This is a genomic window from Salinivibrio sp. IB872 (genome assembly GCF_001995345.1).
In the GTDB taxonomy this organism is placed as follows: Bacteria; Pseudomonadota; Gammaproteobacteria; order Enterobacterales; family Vibrionaceae; genus Salinivibrio; species Salinivibrio proteolyticus.
This window is the reverse complement of record NZ_MUFO01000020.1, coordinates 43351-60102: the sequence shown is the minus strand read 5'-3', so window position 1 is coordinate 60102 and position 16752 is coordinate 43351. Positions and strand designations below refer to the sequence as shown.

Below are 16752 nucleotides of genomic sequence, written 5' to 3'. Positions count from 1 at the left end.
TATACGTATAGCGCAAACGTTTGGCTACAGGTTTTTACTGAGAATTTTCATTTATTGGTGTCTTTGATTTTAGGCGCTTAATATTCAATCACTTCGGGTGAAAACGCCCACTCACGCACGGCATACGCTTAGCAATTGGCATCCTCAAACCAGACAGGTAGTATGCGTGCAGGTGAATGAAAAAGGTTGGCGACGTGAGCACAAACAATCGCAACATTTTGACGGTGTCTCGGCTGAATGCCGAAGTTCGGCTGTGTCTTGAGCGCGATATCGGCATTGTCTGGTTAAGCGGGGAGATTTCCAATTTTGCCGCCGCAGTCTCGGGGCATTGGTATTTATCGCTAAAAGATAACCAAAGCCAAGTGAAATGTGCCATGTTCCGCGGTAACAACCGTCGTGTTACCTTCAAACCGAAAAATGGCGACCAGGTGTTAGTCCGCGCCCGAGTGTCCTTGTATGAGCCACGCGGTGACTATCAGTTGATCCTCGAAAGTATGCAACCTGAAGGGGATGGGCGGTTACAACAAGAGTTTGAGCAACGTAAGCAGGCGCTTGCGGCCGAAGGGCTTTTTGCTCAAAGCGAGAAAAAGCCGTTACCCGCTCAACCACGCCGTATTGGCATTATTACCTCCAAAACCGGCGCTGCCTTGCATGATATTCTGCATGTGCTCAAACGGCGCGATCCTAGCCTACCCGTGGTTATTTATCCTACGCTGGTGCAAGGGCGCGATGCCGCGGTCAGCATCGCGCAAGCCATTGGTCGTGCCAATAGCCGTGCAGAGTGTGATGTCTTGATTGTCGGTCGTGGCGGGGGATCGCTAGAAGATCTCTGGTGTTTTAATGAGGAAATCGTCGCCCGTACCATCGCTGCCAGCACAATTCCTATCGTCAGTGCGGTGGGCCATGAGGTGGATGTGACCATTGCTGATTTTGTCGCTGACATGCGCGCCCCAACCCCTTCAGCTGCTGCGGAGCTGGTTAGCCGCGATCTGAGTTATCGGCTTCAGCAATACCAGCAACGCGAGCAGGCACTCAGTCGCGCGATGGCCGATGTGCTTTATCGTCAGCAACGCCATCTCACCCAATTGTCGCACCGTTTGTCCCACCAGCATCCGCGCACGCGCTTACAACAGCAAAGCCAGCGATTAGATGAGCTACAACGGCGCATGCAACAGGCGATGATGACCAAAATTCGTCGCGCTCAGGCGCAATGTAGCCAGTTGGACGGCCGATTGCAGCGTGCAACGCCAATCCACACCATTCATCGCCAGCAAGGGCATGTGAGCCAGCTTGAGCAGCGTCTTAATCACGCCATGGACGCTCACTTGCAGCACGCACAACAGCGTTTGCATACCCTGATGGCAACCTTAGATGCCGTTAGCCCACTGGCCACCCTAACCCGAGGTTATTCCATCACGCGTACGGACGATGGCAAAGTGGTGACCCAGACCGATCAGCTTAGCGTGGGTCAAACACTACATACCCATCTGCGTGAGGGTGACATCACAAGTACGGTCACCGCGCTTGCACCGGCTTGTGTCTCCCCCACGCAGGATTAACCTCTGCACAACCGACTTCTCTCTGATCTGGTTGTGATCGCCTGATCGAGGGGTTAATGCCCCTTGATCAGCTTCCTACCCTAAAAAGAATATTTATCAATACACTTCCCGAAAGCATAAGTTACATGTTCTGCATTTGGATTTTAAGCGATATAAAAAACTGTTTGGGTATCTATTTTGGACGTGATCCAGAATTAATGAAAAGAGAATAGCGTCAGGTGATGGTTGAATTCTCACCGCTCAAAAACCCGCCTAGCGCGGTATTACAGCGGATCGTTTCACTGACTGTAACCTGCAATTTAATGTGATTTAGATCACTTTATTTCCGCAAAAGATCATGAAAAGGATCATAGAGCGGTAAGAAAGATCAAAAAAAGCCCAGCGCGATGGCTGGGCGAGTCATTATTTTTTGTTTCGGTTTTTCACCATATCCATCAAGCGCTTGCGCTGTCTGGACTGAGAAAGCGTCAGCTTCTCTTTCTTCCCTTCATACGGGTTTTCACTATTCTGGAACTGGATCTTAATCGGGGTGCCCATAATATCGAGCGTCCGGCGATAGTAGTTCATTAAATAGCGCTTGTAGGAGTCCGGAAGTTCATTGACCAAGTTACCGTGAATCACCACAATCGGTGGGTTATAGCCCCCGGCGTGTGCATATTTCAGCTTCACTCGGCGACCTCGAATCATCGGCGGTTGGTGGTCGTCCTGCGCCATCTTCATGATGCGCGTCAGCATCGATGTGCCTACACGCTTAGTCGCTGACTCATAGGCTTCTTGAATCGACTCAAACAAGTGACCCACACCCGTACCATGCAGGGCAGATATAAAGTGAACACGCGCAAAGTCGACAAAACCAAGACGGCGGTCGAGCTCTGATTTGACGCGCTCTTTCACTTCGCTATCCAATCCATCCCACTTGTTAACTGCCAGCACAATAGAGCGTCCGGCATTCAAGGCAAAGCCCAGTAGGCTTAAGTCTTGGTCAGAGATGTTTTCGCGCGCATCAATCACCAGCAACACCACATTGGCGTCTTCAATCGCTTTAAGGGTTTGGATGACCGAGAACTTCTCGACTTTATCCGTCACGCGCTTACGACGTCGTACACCGGCGGTGTCAATCATCACGTATTCGCGTCCATCACGCTCCATAGGAATGTAGATAGAGTCGCGTGTGGTGCCCGGCATATCGTAAACCACCACGCGCTCCTCGCCGAGCATGCGGTTGGTTAGGGTCGATTTACCCACATTTGGACGGCCAATAATGCCGATTTTAATCGGCTGGGCTTGGAGGCGGGCGTACTCATTTTCCGCTTCCTCTTCGGTCATGGTGGTTTCGTCTACCGGCTCGATATCATCCTCACCGGTGAGATCAACCAAGCCAGCTTCTTGGTCTTCTTTAGCTTGTTCCGCGAACGGCATCAGCGCACGATTGATCAAGGTACTTACACCGCGACCATGTGCGGCCGCAATTTGGTACATGTTGTCCATGCCTAATTGCCAAAAGTCAGACGCGGCGGTGTCCGGATCCATCCCGTCGACCTTATTCACCACCAAGAAAGATGTTTTTTCACGGGTGCGAATATGCTGCGCAATTTCTTGGTCGGCCGGGGTTAAACCCACACGACCATCAACCATAAACAGGACAACGTCTGCTTCTTCAATGGCGGCCAAAGACTGCTCAGCCATTTTGGTTTCTACGCCTTCCTCGGTGCCATCAATGCCGCCGGTATCGATCACGATGAACTCATGTTCACCCAGCATCGCTTTACCGTATTTTCGATCCCTGGTCAGTCCCGGAAAGTCCGCTACTAGCGCATCACGCGTGCGGGTTAGACGATTAAAGAGCGTCGATTTCCCCACGTTCGGGCGCCCTACAAGGGCAATAACAGGAATCATGTAGACCTCTTCTCTTTCATTCTCTTATCAATGAACAAGGCTCCTCACTGTCAGAGCAGTCAGGAGCCCAAAATAGTTATGTTGGCTAATTCTACTCGATGGTCAGTTTTCTCATTTGACCATCACGTGTGATCACAATATAGCCGTTATCCGTTTGTACTGGCGCAACGGCGATGCCATTACCTTCCAGTGACTGCTGAGCAACAAACTCACCGGTTTGTGGATCAAGCCAGTGCAAATAACCTTGGCTGTCACCCACCATGATGTAACCACTGCTCGCCGAAGGTGGCGTGAGAATCCGGTATTCCAGTTCAGTGTTACGCCATTTTTCTAGGCCGTTGCGCGCATCCAATGCCACGATATCGTCTTTATCATCAATCAGATAAACGGTGTTGCCCGCAACCATAAAGTCTGTCGCTGTCGAAAAATCACGCTTCCACGCCGCTTGGCCAGAGCGCAAATCAATCGACACCAACTGACCATTATACCCCACCGCGTACAGGCGGTCGCCTTCAATCACCGGAGTGGCATCCACATCGACCAGACGATCAATTTCGGTCGCCCCTTTCGGCGTGGCAATTGGAATTTGCCAGAGCGAGCGACCATCTTGGATCATCGCCGCGCCCAATCGACCATTGGCCATGCCCCAGAATAAACCGCCGGAGATAGTGACGGGCGCACTGTCGCCACGCAAGCTGAGATTGGGCACATCGTTGGTGTTGTTCCATTGCACTTCACCCGATTCGGCGTCCAACGCAACTAGCTCACCGCGGCTGGTATTGACCACGACCAGTCCAGCTTCAACCAAGGGTTTTGACAGGATTTCGCCGTTGACGTTTTGTTGCCAAACGAGCTCACCGTTTTCGGCATCCAGTGCATAAAGCACCCCAGTTTCCGCGCCGACATAGACTTTCCCGTAAGACGCACTCAAACCGCCCGAGAGCAACGCAGGTACATCGGTTTGCACTGATTGTTCCCATACCGACTGACCGGTCTGTAAATCATACGCGCCGATAAGGCCGTTACGATCTGCGGCAAAGACTTTGTCATAAGCCACGACCGGACGCAGTGCAGAGTAATAATGACCGACGCCATCACCGACTTGTGCTTTCCATTGCAAGCTTGGGGTAAATTGGCTATTCACCGTCGGCAATGGTGCCATTTGCACCACATCTTCTTCACCGGCACAACCGGCGAGCAACGCCAAGGCAGCTGCCATCGCCGCCCCACGCCATAATCCTTTTGTCATACCGCGACCTTACTGACTGAGGTTGTTAAGCTTCATATTGACGGTTGGGTTCTCTGCCGCTGCAAGTGACGCCGCATAGGCGCTACGTGCCGCATCTTTGTCGCCTTTAAGCAGCATGATATCACCACGGATCTCTTCCACTTTCGCGTGCCAGCTTGGTGCCTTCACGCTATCGAGCTCAGTCACTGCGGTGTCATAATTACCTAACTCCGCCTCAATCCGCGCAAGACGAGTGGCAATTAAACCATGAATGGCATCGTCTTTAACCCAAGCACTGGCTTGGCGCAGCTGTTCGCTCGCTTGCGCAAGCTCCCCTTGTTCAACCAGTTTTTTCGCCAATTGCATGGCAGCTAACGCACGATAGCCTTCGTGGTCTTCGCTTTTAACCACGTTCTCAAGGGCGGCGGTTTCGCCTTTGTCCAGACCACTAAGCGCTTGAACATATTGCTGTGAGGCTTGTTCCTTGCTCTCAGTCACGTGTGCTTGGTAGTAACGCCATCCATATAGCACACCCAATCCGACTACAGCGCCAATAACAACGGCTTTGCCGTTATCTCGCCACCACTTTTTAATCGCTTCAACTTGCTGTTCTTCTGTGGTGTAGACGTCCACGATCTGTCCTCTCTAAATCAAATCTGCGAGTGTCGCGGCGACCTCGTCTTGTTTCAAGGTTTGCTGCTCGCCGCCTTTCAAATCTTTTACTGCCACGGTGCCATTCGCGACTTCATCTTCGCCAAGCACCAGTGCCACAGACGCACCGACTTTGTCCGCACGTTTAAATTGTTTTTTGAAGTTACCCCCGCCAAAGTGCGACATAACACGTAGGCCCGGGACTTGCTCACGTAAGCGCTCAGCCAGCTGCATACCGGCAACGAGGCTACCTTCTCCAACCGTGACAACATACACATCCACAGCAGGACGCACATCATCTTGGTTCAGGGTTTCGAGCATCAGAACGAGACGCTCGAGGCCCATCGCGAATCCAACCGCAGGCGTCGCTTTACCGCCGAGTTGTTCAACCAGACCATCATAGCGACCGCCGCCACATACTGTACCTTGGGCGCCAAGGCTGTCTGTGATCCACTCGAACACGGTGCGGTTGTAGTAATCAAGGCCACGGACCAAACGGTGGTTAACCTCGTATTGGATGCCTGCTGCGTCCAAGAGTTCACACAAGCCGGCAAAATGCTGCTTCGATTCCTCATCGAGGTAGTCGCTCAGCTTAGGAGCATCCACCAGAATGGCTTGGATGTCAGCATTTTTGGTATCCAACACACGTAATGGGTTGGTTTTCATGCGGCGTTTGCTGTCTTCATCCAAAACAGATTCATGCTGCATCAAAAAATTCACCAAGGCTTGGCGATAGTCAGCACGCGCTTGTGGCGAGCCAATTGAATTAAGCTCTAAACGGACGTGATCGGCAATGCCTAGCTCACGCCAGAGACGCGCCGTCATCATGATAAGTTCAGCGTCGACGTCTGGGCCATCGATGCCAAACACTTCCACGCCAAATTGGTGGAATTGACGATAGCGGCCTTTTTGTGGACGCTCGTGACGGAACATTGGGCCAGTGTACCAAAGGCGATGTTCTTGGTTATAAAGCAAGCCATTTTCAATACCGGCACGCACACAACCCGCTGTCCCTTCAGGACGCAGTGTGAGGCTGTCACCATTGCGATCATCAAAGGTGTACATTTCTTTTTCGACAACGTCGGTGACTTCACCGATGGCGCGGCTAAAAAGATGGGTTGCTTCCACGATAGGCATGCGTACTTCGCTATACCCGTAAGCACTGACCACCTGCTTGACCGTGTTCTCTAGTTTTTGCCATAGGGGAGACTGAGACGGGAGGCAATCGTTCATGCCTCGAATTGCTTGAATTGTTTTAGCCACGTTAACTTCCGTTACCGATTAAAGAGTGAGAATGGAGAAGGCGGCCGTTAGGCTTCGCCTTCCTTTTCAATTTGTGAGACGTCGATGCGGTTCTTTTCATCCATCATCGCCGCTTTCGCGCGAATTTTTGCCTCAAGTGCGTCGACAAGGTTCTCGTTATCAAAACGCTCTTTCTGACGCTTGCCATCGAGGTAATAGGCGCTGCGTTTGTTGCCACCCGCCAAGCCTAGGTGAGAGACTTCGGCTTCACCGGGCCCATTCACCACACAGCCAATGACAGAAACATCCATCGGCGTGGTGATGTCTTCAAGGCGCTGCTCGAGCGCATTCACGGTTCCTATCACATCAAATTCTTGACGCGAACAGCTTGGGCAGGCAATAAAGTTCACCCCGCGTGAACGGATCCGCAGTGATTTTAAAATATCAAAACCGACTTTGATTTCTTCTACCGGATCAGCGGCAAGGGATACACGCAAGGTATCACCAATGCCTTCCGCTAATAGCATCCCTAGGCCCACCGCAGATTTAACCGCACCCGCACGGGCGCCACCCGCTTCGGTAATGCCAAGGTGCAGCGGTTGATCGATTTGCTGCGCCAATTTTCGATATGACTCGACGGCCAAGAATACGTCTGAGGCTTTCACGCTGACTTTAAATTGATCAAAGTTGAGCCGATCCAGGATATCGACATGGCGCATCGCTGACTCAACTAGCGCGTCTGGGGTCGGTTCGCCATATTTTTCTTGTAAATCACGCTCCAGTGAGCCGCCATTCACGCCAATACGGATCGGGATATTCTTATCTCGCGCAGCATCCACCACGGCACGAATGCGTTCTTCACGGCCTATATTACCGGGATTGATGCGCAAGCAATCCACACCGTATTCTGCGACTTTTAAGGCAATACGGTAGTCAAAGTGGATATCCGCGACCAACGGGATCGAGGTTTGCGCCTTGATCAATTTAAAGGCTTCAGCCGCATCCATCGTCGGTACCGAGACACGTACAATGTCGGCGCCCACTTTTTCTAGCGCTTTAATTTGCGCTACTGTGGCATCTACATCTGTGGTGCGTGTATTGGTCATCGATTGCACCGCTATCGGCGCACCATCACCAATGGGAACATTACCGACGTAAATACGTTTAGACGGACGGCGTTTAATCGGGGATTCGGTATGCATGTCGACGTTCTCTGATTACTGCGGAAGGCGCAACCGTGCCACTTGGCCGGTTGGATAGCCATCAAGATCAATATTATCGCCATTAAAAGTAATGGTCACCGCACTCGGGGCGCCCAATACCAGTTGATAAGGCGGCTCACCGTTTAAAGTCAGTGCATCGCCGTTGGTTTTAATGCCCGTGGCCAAGCGCGCACCGGTGGCATCACGGACGTCAATCCAGCAATCGCTGCTAAAGCGCATGACCAATGTGTTGTCCGCAGCGACCGGCGCTTCGTTATCATTGCCGACACTGTCATTGGCAGCGCGCTGGGCTTCATCGATTTGTTCGCTGATGCTCGGTTCGCTGGTCGTTGACTCTGGCGCCACGGCTTGTGTCGCTTGTTGTCCTTCGCTAGAGGCCGGCACCGATGGCTCTGGTTCAGCGTCCGAGATAGGTGCTTGTGCAGGCTCATCGCTTTGTGTTTCTTGCGGCGCGGCTTCTGGAAGTGGCTCAGCCACCGGCATGGTATCGGTGTCATTCGGCGTGGTTACCAACTCGTCCGCTGCTTGCTGTGGCACTAACGGTTCAACGGTTTGTTGATTTTGCCAGTACCAAGCACCCGTGATCCCAACCAAGATCAGCGCAATCGCTCCTGAGAGCATCATCAAACGGCTCTCGCTTTTCTGACGACGTGTTTTGCGTGAAAAGCTCTGCATTTTTTGCACCGTTTCAGCACTGCTGGCTTCCATATCGCTGGTACCAATCAGGCTATCGGCGTCAATTTGCATCAGTTTGGCGTAGGATCGCAAATAGCCACGTGTAAACGTGGCCAATTGATCGGTATCTGGATTGTTGTTTTCGAGATCTTCAATCACGCTCACGCGCAATCTCAGCCTGTCGGCAACATCGCGAACACTCCAGCCCATTTTTTCACGCGCTTGCTTTAATACTTCCCCGGGCGCAGGTTGAGTATGCGTTTGCGCTTGTTCTTCCGTCTGTTCAGTATTCATTCGCTAGGTACAATTGATATTCTTTGGATTCTGGAAACTGTTGCGCCAATCGTTGTGCATCATGGGCAGCTTGCTCCGCGTTGCCTTGTTGTTGATGTGCCTTCACTAAAAGCAGCAACCCCGCAGGGCGCTCGCCGACCTGTCTTTGCAGACGTTGAATACGTGCGATAGCACGCGTCTCTTGCCCATCTTCGATTTCAAGTTTGGCAAGTTGCAATCCTGACCGTACTCGAAGTGGGTCATGATCGACGGCTTTTTCAAACAAGGCTTTTGCACTTTGCCTTTCCCCAGCCGTTAGCTGACAAAAGGCGGCATTTTCATAACTGTCTGACACCCGATGATAATACGGTTGCGCAATGGCTTGCAAAAATGCTTGCTTCGCCGCAGCAAAACGCCGCTGCTCACACAAAAATACACCGTAATTGTTATATACGTCGCCATTATCGGGCGCCTGGCGCAATGCTTGTTGATAAAAACGGTCGGCTTTTTCACTTTCTCCGACACGTTGTTGATAATACGCCATTGACAGCAAGGCACGATAGTAGTCTGGCGCATATCGTAGCGCTTGTTGTAAGTTTTGCTGCGCTTGTTGATAGCGATCACTGTTTAGGTAGCCTAATCCCAGTGATATTCGGGCATCCGCTGCCCGAATACTATCAAATTCTGAACTTTTTTGCTTTTCTACTGGCGTGGCACATCCAGCCAACGTCATGATGAGTAAGAGTACACAGCCAGTACGGTGCATGTCCCTATCCTTTTTTCTGAGCCTATCGGTCAGACTGGACGAACAGGGATAACCTCCTGTGCACCCAGTCGCTTCTCGGCGCGTTTGGTTCGATCAATGATATCGCCGGCTAATTGCCCACAAGCGGCATCAATATCATCTCCACGCGTCTTGCGTACCGTCACGGTAAAGTCGTATTCCATCAAGGTTTTCATAAACCTATCGATACGAGAATTACTCGGTTTCTTGTACGGAGACTCAGGATACGGGTTAAATGGAATAAGGTTAATCTTCGCTGGCGTATCTTTCAGTAGCTCTGCGAGCTGACGCGCATGCTCCATATAATCATTGACATGATCGAGCAAAATATACTCAACCGTGACACGACCACGGTTCGCATTCGATGTCGCAATATAACGGCGCACGGCATCAAGGAATGCCTCAATGTCCCAGCGGTCATTGATTGGCATGATCTGGCTACGAAGCTCATCATTCGGCGCATGCAGAGAAATCGCCAACGCCACGTCGATTTTACCGATCATTTGCTCAAGACCTGACACAACCCCTGAGGTTGAGACCGTCACGCGACGCTTCGATAGGCCGTAGGCGTTATCATCTAGCATCAGGTTCAACGCTGGGATCAGATTTTTCATGTTCAGTAACGGCTCGCCCATGCCCATCATCACCACGTTGGTGATCGGACGGCGACCAGTTTCTTTTTCAATCCCGATTTCTTTCGCCGCACGCCATACCTGACCGATGATCTCAGACACGCGCAAGTTACGGTTAAAGCCTTGGGCACCGGTCGAGCAGAATTTACAGTCCAACGCACAACCAACCTGCGAAGACACACACAAGGTAGCCCGGTCATCTTCTGGGATATAGACGGTTTCAACATCTTGACCAGCCACACGCATGGCCCATTTAATGGTGCCATCTTTTGAGTACTGGGCCGATGCCACTTCTGGTGCGCGGATCTCCGCCACACGCTTGAGTTTCTCACGCAACTTCTTGTTGATGTTGTTCATCTCATCGAAGTCGTCGCAACCGAAGTGATAGATCCACTTCATGACTTGGTCGGCACGGAATGCCTTTTCGCCGAGCTCGTCAGCAAAATATGCACGGAGTGCCTGCCTGTCAAAATCAAGCAGATTAACTTTCTCTGTTGTCATTGGGGGTTGCCTCGTAAGAACTAGCTGTGTGGTAAAGACAAGTATATTCGCCATTGCGGCACGCTGCTTGTCCACCCTGTTGTGCTAACAAGGAGCTGGCGTGCGCGCTCAAGGCGCGAAATTGTACAAGCTTTAGATCACAGTTTCCACTCTCAGCGAGCAGGGTTATTTGCACTTAAGACGTAAAAAAAGAGGCCAACGCCTCTTTTTAAAACACCCGTGCGCTAAAAGCGGGATTAGCAACGAGGATGGATCTCATCGGCCGTGAAGAAGTAAGCAATTTCACGCTCAGCAGACGCGGGGCTATCCGAGCCATGCACTGAGTTGTATTGCATGCTTTCTGCAAAATCGGCGCGCAAGGTGCCACAGGCCGCTTCTTCTGGGTTGGTTTTCCCCATTAGCTCGCGATAACGGCTAATCGCGCCCTCACCTTCTAGCACTTGGACCATAATGGGACCCGAGGTCATAAACTCGACCAGTGACGCAAAGAACGGTTTGCCTTGGTGTTCGGCATAAAACCCTTCTGCTTGCTCCTTGGTCAGATGCAGCATTTTCGCTGCGACAATACGCAAACCAGCACTTTCGATACGCTGATAGATAGCACCAATGAGGTTACGCTCTACGGCATCAGGCTTGACGATAGAAAAAGTGCGTTCAATGGTCATTCGCTTTTCCTTTCACTCTCTATAATGGGCCTCAAGGGACGATAAGGGCCTACCCTAGCAGACTTTATCCGTGCGCCCTAAGCCTAATCAGGCGAAGCGTTAACTGGCACAAAAAATCAGTGACATGCTTCGCCTGTTTTCAGTCAATGAGCGATTATTTCGCCTCATCCAACAACACACGAGCGAGGGTTTTCACACCCATACCGGTCGCGCCCACCGCCCATTTGTCATTCGCGGCTTTACGATAGGTACCGGAGCAATCAACGTGCATCCAACCTTTTTGATAATCATCCACGAAGTAGGACAAGAACGCAGCCGCGGTGCTCGCGCCTGGCATGTATGCACCAGAAGACGCATTAGCAATGTCCGCGAACGATGAAGGCAAGAGTTTACGGTGGAATTCTGCCAGTGGCAGCGGCCACATGCCTTCACCTTCTTGCTGCGCCGCTTCAAGGGTGCGATGCGCCAGCGAGTCGTCAAAACTGAATAAAGCGTGATAGTCATTACCCAGCGCGGCTTTCGCTGCACCGGTTAGGGTCGCACAATCAATCAAGAGTTCAGGCTTATGTTCACTGGCGTACATCAGACCATCGGCTAAGACTAATCGGCCTTCCGCATCAGTGTTGAGCACTTCGACCGTCACACCGTTTTTGTAGGTAATGATATCCCCAAGCTTATAGGCGCTGCTTGAGATCATGTTTTCTGCGCAGCATAGGATCAGTTTGACGCGCTTATCCAGCCCTTTAGCAATCGCCATCGCTAATGCGCCGGTCGCGGTGGCAGCCCCCCCCATATCGGCTTTCATCGACGCCATAAAGTCAGACGGCTTAATGCTGTAACCGCCCGAGTCGAAGGTGATCCCTTTCCCCACTAAACACGCATAGACAGGGGCAGATTCATCACCAGTTGGGTTGAAGTCAAGCTGCAGCATGGTCGGTTTACGCGCCGAACCACGTCCAACGGTGTAAATGCCGTTCCAGCCTTGCTCAAGCAAATCGGTGCCAGAAATAATTTTATAACTGACCGCTTCCGGGGCCATGGATTTAACAAACTCCCCCGCACGGGCGGCTAGTTGGTGAGGACCCACTTCTTCTGCAGTTTGGTTGATAATGTCGCGCACCCAATCGCCCACTTGCTGGCGCAGGACGAACTCATCGGCATCGGCGCCACTGAGCACCGCCTGTTCTAATGCGACGGTATTTTTCGGGCCGCGCAAACCTTGATAGAACGCCCACGCCAGTTCCAAGTCCCACTGGTCACCACCAAGCGTTAATGCTGGTACGCCTTGCCCTTCAAGCTTGCGAGCGGCTTGCTGTACTCTATCGCGTTGCGTCTCGCCTTTTGGCGCGTGTACAACCGCTTTATCCGCCTCAAATGAGACCAAGGCGTTCTCGCCCCAATGCGCGGCTGCCGGTTCATGCGACAAAGTAACCATTAATGTTTCAGACATAGTTGCACTCCTTGTACTATCGCGCTGCTTTTTGCTGCGCAGCGTCATCCGGCTATCTTAATCGAGGTCGATGACAGCCAGTTGAATGTAAAAAAGCGAGCCGATTGGCCCGCTTTTAATAATGTGTTAGATATTAGGCCACAGATACTGTGCCGAGGCAGTGGCTAAAATACAAGTATTATCAGCCACTCACGAGAGTTAACCCTCAGTCTAGCTCATCCATCCAACACATGATGATCGCTTCTAGGATACGCTCATTGGAACGCTCCGGATCGTCATCAAAATCCTCTAACTCAGTGATCCAACGGTGTAAATCCGTAAACCGTACCGCTTTAGGGTCTACATCTGGGTAGGTATCACTCAGTTCAATCGCGATATCGCGTGAGTCTGTCCATTTCAAGCTCATCTTGCTTCTCCGTCCTTAGCGGCTTGGATTAATGGTTTTCTGCCGCATGGTTGAGGGTATAACGTGGGATCTCGACCACGAGATCTTCATCCGTGATTTTTGCCTGACAGCCGAGACGCGATTCAGGCTCCAGCCCCCACGCTTTATCCAGCATATCGTCTTCTAGCTCGTCACTTTCGTCGAGTGAGTCGAAGCCTTCACGAACAATGATGTGACATGTGGTACAGGCACAGGACTTTTCACAGGCATGTTCGATCCCAATACCGTTTTTTAGCGCCACGTCGAGAACCGTTTCACCTTCTTTGGCCTCTAATTCTGCGCCTTCTGGACACAAATCTTGGTGTGGCAGAACAATAATCTTAGGCATGATTACACCTCATCAATGGATTGGCCGGCCAACGCATGACGAATCGATTGGTCCATGCGACGTGCCGCAAAGGTCTGGCTTGCTTTATCCAGCGCTTTGATTCCGGCTTCTATCGCAGCGCCATCATCACCGTTGCGCAGAGCGATCAGTTTTTCTATTTCATTCACCACTGCTTGTTGCTCATCGGCATCAAGCAAGGTATCGCCATCTTGTTGCATCGCAACAAGCAGCCCTTCAATCACGCGGTCAGCTTCAACACGCTGCTCCGCTAAGTAGCGCGCGTCTTTGTCTTCTGCCGCATGGGTAAACGATGATTTGATCATCGTAGCGATCTCGTCATCGCTGAGCCCATAAGACGGCTTCACTTGGATGGACGCTTCAACCTCGGTTGATTTTTCCATCGCGGTGACAGACAGCAAGCCGTCAGCATCCACTTGATAGGTAACGCGCACATGTGCGGCGCCAGCCGTCATGGGTGGAATGCCTTTCAGGCTAAACTGGGCCAGTGAGCGACAGTCGTCGACCATCTCACGCTCGCCTTGTACTACATGCACTTTCATGCCGGTTTGGCCGTCTTTGAAGGTCGTAAACTCTTGCGCTTTGGCGACAGGAATCGTGGTATTACGTGGAATGATTTTTTCCACCAAGCCACCCATGGTCTCAATACCGAGTGACAAGGGGATCACATCCAACAACAACATGTCAGAGTCTGGCTTGTTGCCAACTAAAATATCCGCTTGAGTGGCCGCGCCCATGGCAACCACTTTATCTGGGTCAATGCTAGTGAGGGGCTCACGACCGAAGAATTGGCCAACCTGCTCACGAACCGCAGGCACACGGGTTGAGCCGCCCACCATAACCACTTCCAGCACTTCATCAGCACTGACACTGGCATCTTTCAGTGCACGACGGCACGACATCAAGGTTTTCTTGATCAGTGGCGCCACCAGCTGATCGAACGTTTCTCGCGTCAGCACGCCCTGCCAACCAAGCACATCAATGGCAGTGGTGTCCGCCGACGATAGCGCAATTTTGGCTTGTGTCGCCGCGTGAAGCACCGTACGACGCTCATCACCACTCAGGGTTTCAAATCCGGCTTGCTCGCAGATCCACTGTTCAACCAAGTGGTCAAAATCGTCGCCACCCAGTGCCGAGTCACCGCCCGTGGCCATGACCTCAAACACCCCTTTCGAAAGGCGCAAAATAGAAATATCAAAGGTACCGCCGCCAAGGTCGTAAACGGCAATCACGCCTTCTTGACCAGAGTCGAGGCCGTAGGCAATCGCCGCTGCAGTTGGCTCATTAAGCAGGCGCAAGACATTAAGGCCTGCAAGTTTGGCCGCATCTTTGGTCCCTGCGCGCTGCGCATCGTCAAAGTAAGCAGGCACCGTAATGACCACGCCTTCTAAGGCGTCGCCTAGGCTGTCCTCTGCGCGCTCACGAACGGCACGTAAAATATCGGCCGAACCTTGAACTGGGTTAATCGCCCCTCGACGTGTCTCGACTTGTGGAAGACCGTTTTCGGTTTTAGAAAACTGATAAGGCAAATTAGGGTAGCGGGCTTGGACATCTTCCAATGAGCGTCCCATCATACGTTTCACGGACACCAAGGTGTTCGCGCTGTCTGTCTGCACTTTGTCTAGCGCATCGTAACCGACAGAAACAGTCTCTTCACCGTAGTGGACGACGGAGGGGATCAAAGGTCGGTCTTGATGGTCGTTCAAGGTGGTCGCCTTGCCACTTCGCACCGACGCTACCAAGGTGTTGGTGGTCCCTAAATCAATGCCCACCGCGTGTTTGTGCTCGTGCGGCGCAGCACTTTGACCGGGTTCTGAAATCTGTAACAGTGCCATGTCGAATCCTTAAACTTTACTGCGTTGACAGGCGAATAAGTGCAACATCAGCCCATGAGCTGATCTTCAACGCGTTCGACTTCTTGACGAAGTTTGACCGCAAACTTGAGCTTACGAACGATCACCGCAGCATCTTGCCACTGCGATTGTGCTAGCGCGGTTTTAACATCCGCAATCAAGCTGTCGTAAAGCGCTTGGGCTTTCTCACCAAAATCAAACAATGCCGCGTCGTCATGACTGTCGGTGATTGACTCAAGTTCTTCGCGCAGCATCATTTGCTGCATTAAAAACTCCGGATCCTGCATGGTCTGTTGCTCGTCTTTCAAGTCAATGCCTTGCAGGAGCAGCATGTATTCTGCGCGACTCACCGGATCTTTTAAGGTCTGGAACGCATCGTTTATTTGGGATGCTTTCTGTACCGCCTGAAGACGAGTCTTATCGTCTTGGCTAGCCACATTGTCGGGGTGGTACTGACGTTGCAGTTCCCGGAATGTGGAAGAAAGCGAGCTACCGTCCAGCTCAAACTGGTACGGTAGCTCGAAGAGTTCAAAATGATTCATGTGCTCTCACGAATTACACGTTAAAGCTTTCGCCACAACCACACTCGCTGCTCACGTTAGGGTTGTTGAACTGAAAGCCCTCATTTAGGCCTTCTTTCACAAAGTCCAGCTCTGTCCCTTCGAGATAAAGCAGGCTTTTGCTGTCGACAATCACCTTTACACCGTCACGTTCGAACACCTGATCGCCTTCTTGCAGCTCATCAGCAAACTCAAGGACATAAGCCATGCCTGAGCAACCTGACGTTCTGACACCCAGTCGCAGGCCAATGCCTTTGCCTCGGTTATCCAAAAAAGCTCTGACGCGATCAGATGCCGCTTGTGTCATGGTAATCGCCATAGTTACAACAACCCCTTGGTTTTACTGCTGGTGTTTTTTCTYGTAATCACTCACTGCCGCTTTGATAGCGTCTTCTGCCAAGATAGAGCAGTGCACTTTTACCGGCGGAAGTTCTAGCTCTTCAGCGATCTCTGAGTTTTTGATCGCGGCGGCATCATCAATTGAGCGGCCTTTTACCCACTCAGTCACCAGCGAGCTTGATGCAATCGCTGACCCACAGCCGTAGGTTTTAAATTTGGCGTCTTCGATGATGCCTTGGTCGTTCACCTTGATTTGTAGCTTCATAACGTCACCACAAGCCGGCGCACCCACCATGCCGCTACCGACAGACGGATCATCTTTTTCAAACGCACCGACGTTACGTGGGTTTTCGTAGTGGTCAATTACTTTATCGCTGTAAGCCATAATCGTTTCCTCAAATATGATTGCTCACTGTTGCCAGCTGGCGCG

At 51.7% G+C, this 16752-nt stretch carries 17 protein-coding genes; 1 reads left to right on the top strand and 16 read right to left on the bottom strand.

Features of this window, described 5'->3' with window-relative positions:
• Positions 1–194: 194 nt before the first annotated feature.
• The gene (gene xseA, locus BZJ18_RS10180; RefSeq protein ID WP_241824946.1) at positions 195–1559 is read left to right on the top strand and encodes an exodeoxyribonuclease VII large subunit; all 1365 of its coding nucleotides are present in this window, start codon (positions 195–197) and stop codon (positions 1557–1559) included.
• A 402-nt stretch (positions 1560–1961) separates the two neighbouring features.
• Here the strand turns inward: xseA and der are convergent, their stop codons facing one another.
• The 16 genes from der to iscU all read right to left on the bottom strand — a co-directional run bounded on the left by der (position 1962) and on the right by iscU (position 16707).
• A complete protein-coding gene (gene der, locus BZJ18_RS10175) occupies positions 1962–3455 on the bottom strand; it encodes a ribosome biogenesis GTPase Der (RefSeq protein ID WP_069590670.1) in 1494 nt (497 codons plus the stop codon).
• A gap of 91 nt (positions 3456–3546) precedes the next feature.
• Positions 3547–4704 (bottom strand): outer membrane protein assembly factor BamB, encoded by a 1158-nt coding sequence (gene bamB, locus BZJ18_RS10170; RefSeq protein ID WP_077456460.1) that lies wholly within the window; start codon positions 4702–4704, stop codon positions 3547–3549.
• Between the two features lie 9 nt (positions 4705–4713).
• A complete protein-coding gene (locus BZJ18_RS10165; RefSeq protein ID WP_077456458.1) occupies positions 4714–5316 on the bottom strand; it encodes a YfgM family protein in 603 nt (200 codons plus the stop codon).
• Positions 5317–5328: 12 nt separating this feature from the next.
• A complete protein-coding gene (hisS, locus tag BZJ18_RS10160) occupies positions 5329–6597 on the bottom strand; it encodes a histidine--tRNA ligase (RefSeq protein ID WP_077456456.1) in 1269 nt (422 codons plus the stop codon).
• A gap of 47 nt (positions 6598–6644) precedes the next feature.
• On the bottom strand, positions 6645–7778 hold the full coding sequence (gene ispG, locus BZJ18_RS10155) for a flavodoxin-dependent (E)-4-hydroxy-3-methylbut-2-enyl-diphosphate synthase (RefSeq protein ID WP_069590662.1): 1134 nt from the start codon (positions 7776–7778) through the stop codon (positions 6645–6647).
• A gap of 15 nt (positions 7779–7793) precedes the next feature.
• A complete protein-coding gene (gene rodZ, locus BZJ18_RS10150; protein ID WP_077456454.1) occupies positions 7794–8768 on the bottom strand; it encodes a cytoskeleton protein RodZ in 975 nt (324 codons plus the stop codon).
• Positions 8758–9513: a type IV pilus biogenesis/stability protein PilW gene (pilW, locus tag BZJ18_RS10145; RefSeq protein WP_077456452.1), complete on the bottom strand. Its 756-nt coding sequence runs from the start codon at positions 9511–9513 to the stop codon at positions 8758–8760. The genes rodZ and pilW overlap by 11 nt, the downstream gene beginning before the upstream one ends.
• Before the next feature lie 29 nt (positions 9514–9542).
• Positions 9543–10664 carry a bifunctional tRNA (adenosine(37)-C2)-methyltransferase TrmG/ribosomal RNA large subunit methyltransferase RlmN gene (locus BZJ18_RS10140; protein ID WP_077456450.1) on the bottom strand — a complete coding sequence of 374 codons (1122 nt, stop codon included), beginning with the start codon at positions 10662–10664 and terminating at the stop codon, positions 9543–9545.
• 236 nt (positions 10665–10900) lie between these two features.
• On the bottom strand, positions 10901–11329 hold the full coding sequence (ndk, locus tag BZJ18_RS10135) for a nucleoside-diphosphate kinase (RefSeq protein WP_077456448.1): 429 nt from the start codon (positions 11327–11329) through the stop codon (positions 10901–10903).
• 154 nt (positions 11330–11483) lie between these two features.
• The gene (pepB, locus tag BZJ18_RS10130; RefSeq protein WP_077456446.1) at positions 11484–12779 is read right to left on the bottom strand and encodes an aminopeptidase PepB; all 1296 of its coding nucleotides are present in this window, start codon (positions 12777–12779) and stop codon (positions 11484–11486) included.
• Positions 12780–12984: 205 nt separating this feature from the next.
• The gene (iscX, locus tag BZJ18_RS10125; RefSeq protein ID WP_175418670.1) at positions 12985–13179 is read right to left on the bottom strand and encodes a Fe-S cluster assembly protein IscX; all 195 of its coding nucleotides are present in this window, start codon (positions 13177–13179) and stop codon (positions 12985–12987) included.
• A gap of 34 nt (positions 13180–13213) precedes the next feature.
• Entirely contained in the window at positions 13214–13552 is a 339-nt protein-coding gene (gene fdx, locus BZJ18_RS10120) for an ISC system 2Fe-2S type ferredoxin (protein WP_069590648.1), read from the bottom strand.
• Positions 13553–13554: 2 nt separating this feature from the next.
• Positions 13555–15405, bottom strand: coding sequence for a Fe-S protein assembly chaperone HscA (hscA, locus tag BZJ18_RS10115; protein ID WP_077456444.1), 1851 nt, complete (start codon positions 15403–15405; stop codon positions 13555–13557).
• 47 nt (positions 15406–15452) lie between these two features.
• Positions 15453–15965: a co-chaperone HscB gene (hscB, locus tag BZJ18_RS10110; protein WP_069590645.1), complete on the bottom strand. Its 513-nt coding sequence runs from the start codon at positions 15963–15965 to the stop codon at positions 15453–15455.
• A gap of 13 nt (positions 15966–15978) precedes the next feature.
• Positions 15979–16302, bottom strand: coding sequence for an iron-sulfur cluster assembly protein IscA (gene iscA, locus BZJ18_RS10105; RefSeq protein WP_069590643.1), 324 nt, complete (start codon positions 16300–16302; stop codon positions 15979–15981).
• A 21-nt stretch (positions 16303–16323) separates the two neighbouring features.
• Entirely contained in the window at positions 16324–16707 is a 384-nt protein-coding gene (iscU, locus tag BZJ18_RS10100; RefSeq protein ID WP_077456442.1) for a Fe-S cluster assembly scaffold IscU, read from the bottom strand.
• Positions 16708–16752: the final 45 nt, after the last annotated feature.

Excerpts from the sequence above, each read along its gene's own strand:
- fdx (WP_069590648.1), bottom strand. The coding sequence starts at position 13,552 with ATGCCTAAGATTATTGTTCTGCCACACCAAGATTTGTGTCCAGAAGGC.
- ispG (WP_069590662.1), bottom strand. The coding sequence starts at position 7,778 with ATGCATACCGAATCCCCGATTAAACGCCGTCCGTCTAAACGTATTTAC.
- ndk (WP_077456448.1), bottom strand. The coding sequence starts at position 11,329 with ATGACCATTGAACGCACTTTTTCTATCGTCAAGCCTGATGCCGTAGAG.
- pepB (WP_077456446.1), bottom strand. The coding sequence starts at position 12,779 with ATGTCTGAAACATTAATGGTTACTTTGTCGCATGAACCGGCAGCCGCG.
- hscB (WP_069590645.1), bottom strand. The coding sequence starts at position 15,965 with ATGAATCATTTTGAACTCTTCGAGCTACCGTACCAGTTTGAGCTGGAC.
- bamB (WP_077456460.1), bottom strand. The coding sequence starts at position 4,704 with ATGACAAAAGGATTATGGCGTGGGGCGGCGATGGCAGCTGCCTTGGCG.
- iscA (WP_069590643.1), bottom strand. The coding sequence starts at position 16,302 with ATGGCGATTACCATGACACAAGCGGCATCTGATCGCGTCAGAGCTTTT.
- hscA (WP_077456444.1), bottom strand. The coding sequence starts at position 15,405 with ATGGCACTGTTACAGATTTCAGAACCCGGTCAAAGTGCTGCGCCGCAC.
- BZJ18_RS10140 (WP_077456450.1), bottom strand. The coding sequence starts at position 10,664 with ATGACAACAGAGAAAGTTAATCTGCTTGATTTTGACAGGCAGGCACTC.
- rodZ (WP_077456454.1), bottom strand. The coding sequence starts at position 8,768 with ATGAATACTGAACAGACGGAAGAACAAGCGCAAACGCATACTCAACCT.
- pilW (WP_077456452.1), bottom strand. The coding sequence starts at position 9,513 with ATGCACCGTACTGGCTGTGTACTCTTACTCATCATGACGTTGGCTGGA.
- der (WP_069590670.1), bottom strand. The coding sequence starts at position 3,455 with ATGATTCCTGTTATTGCCCTTGTAGGGCGCCCGAACGTGGGGAAATCG.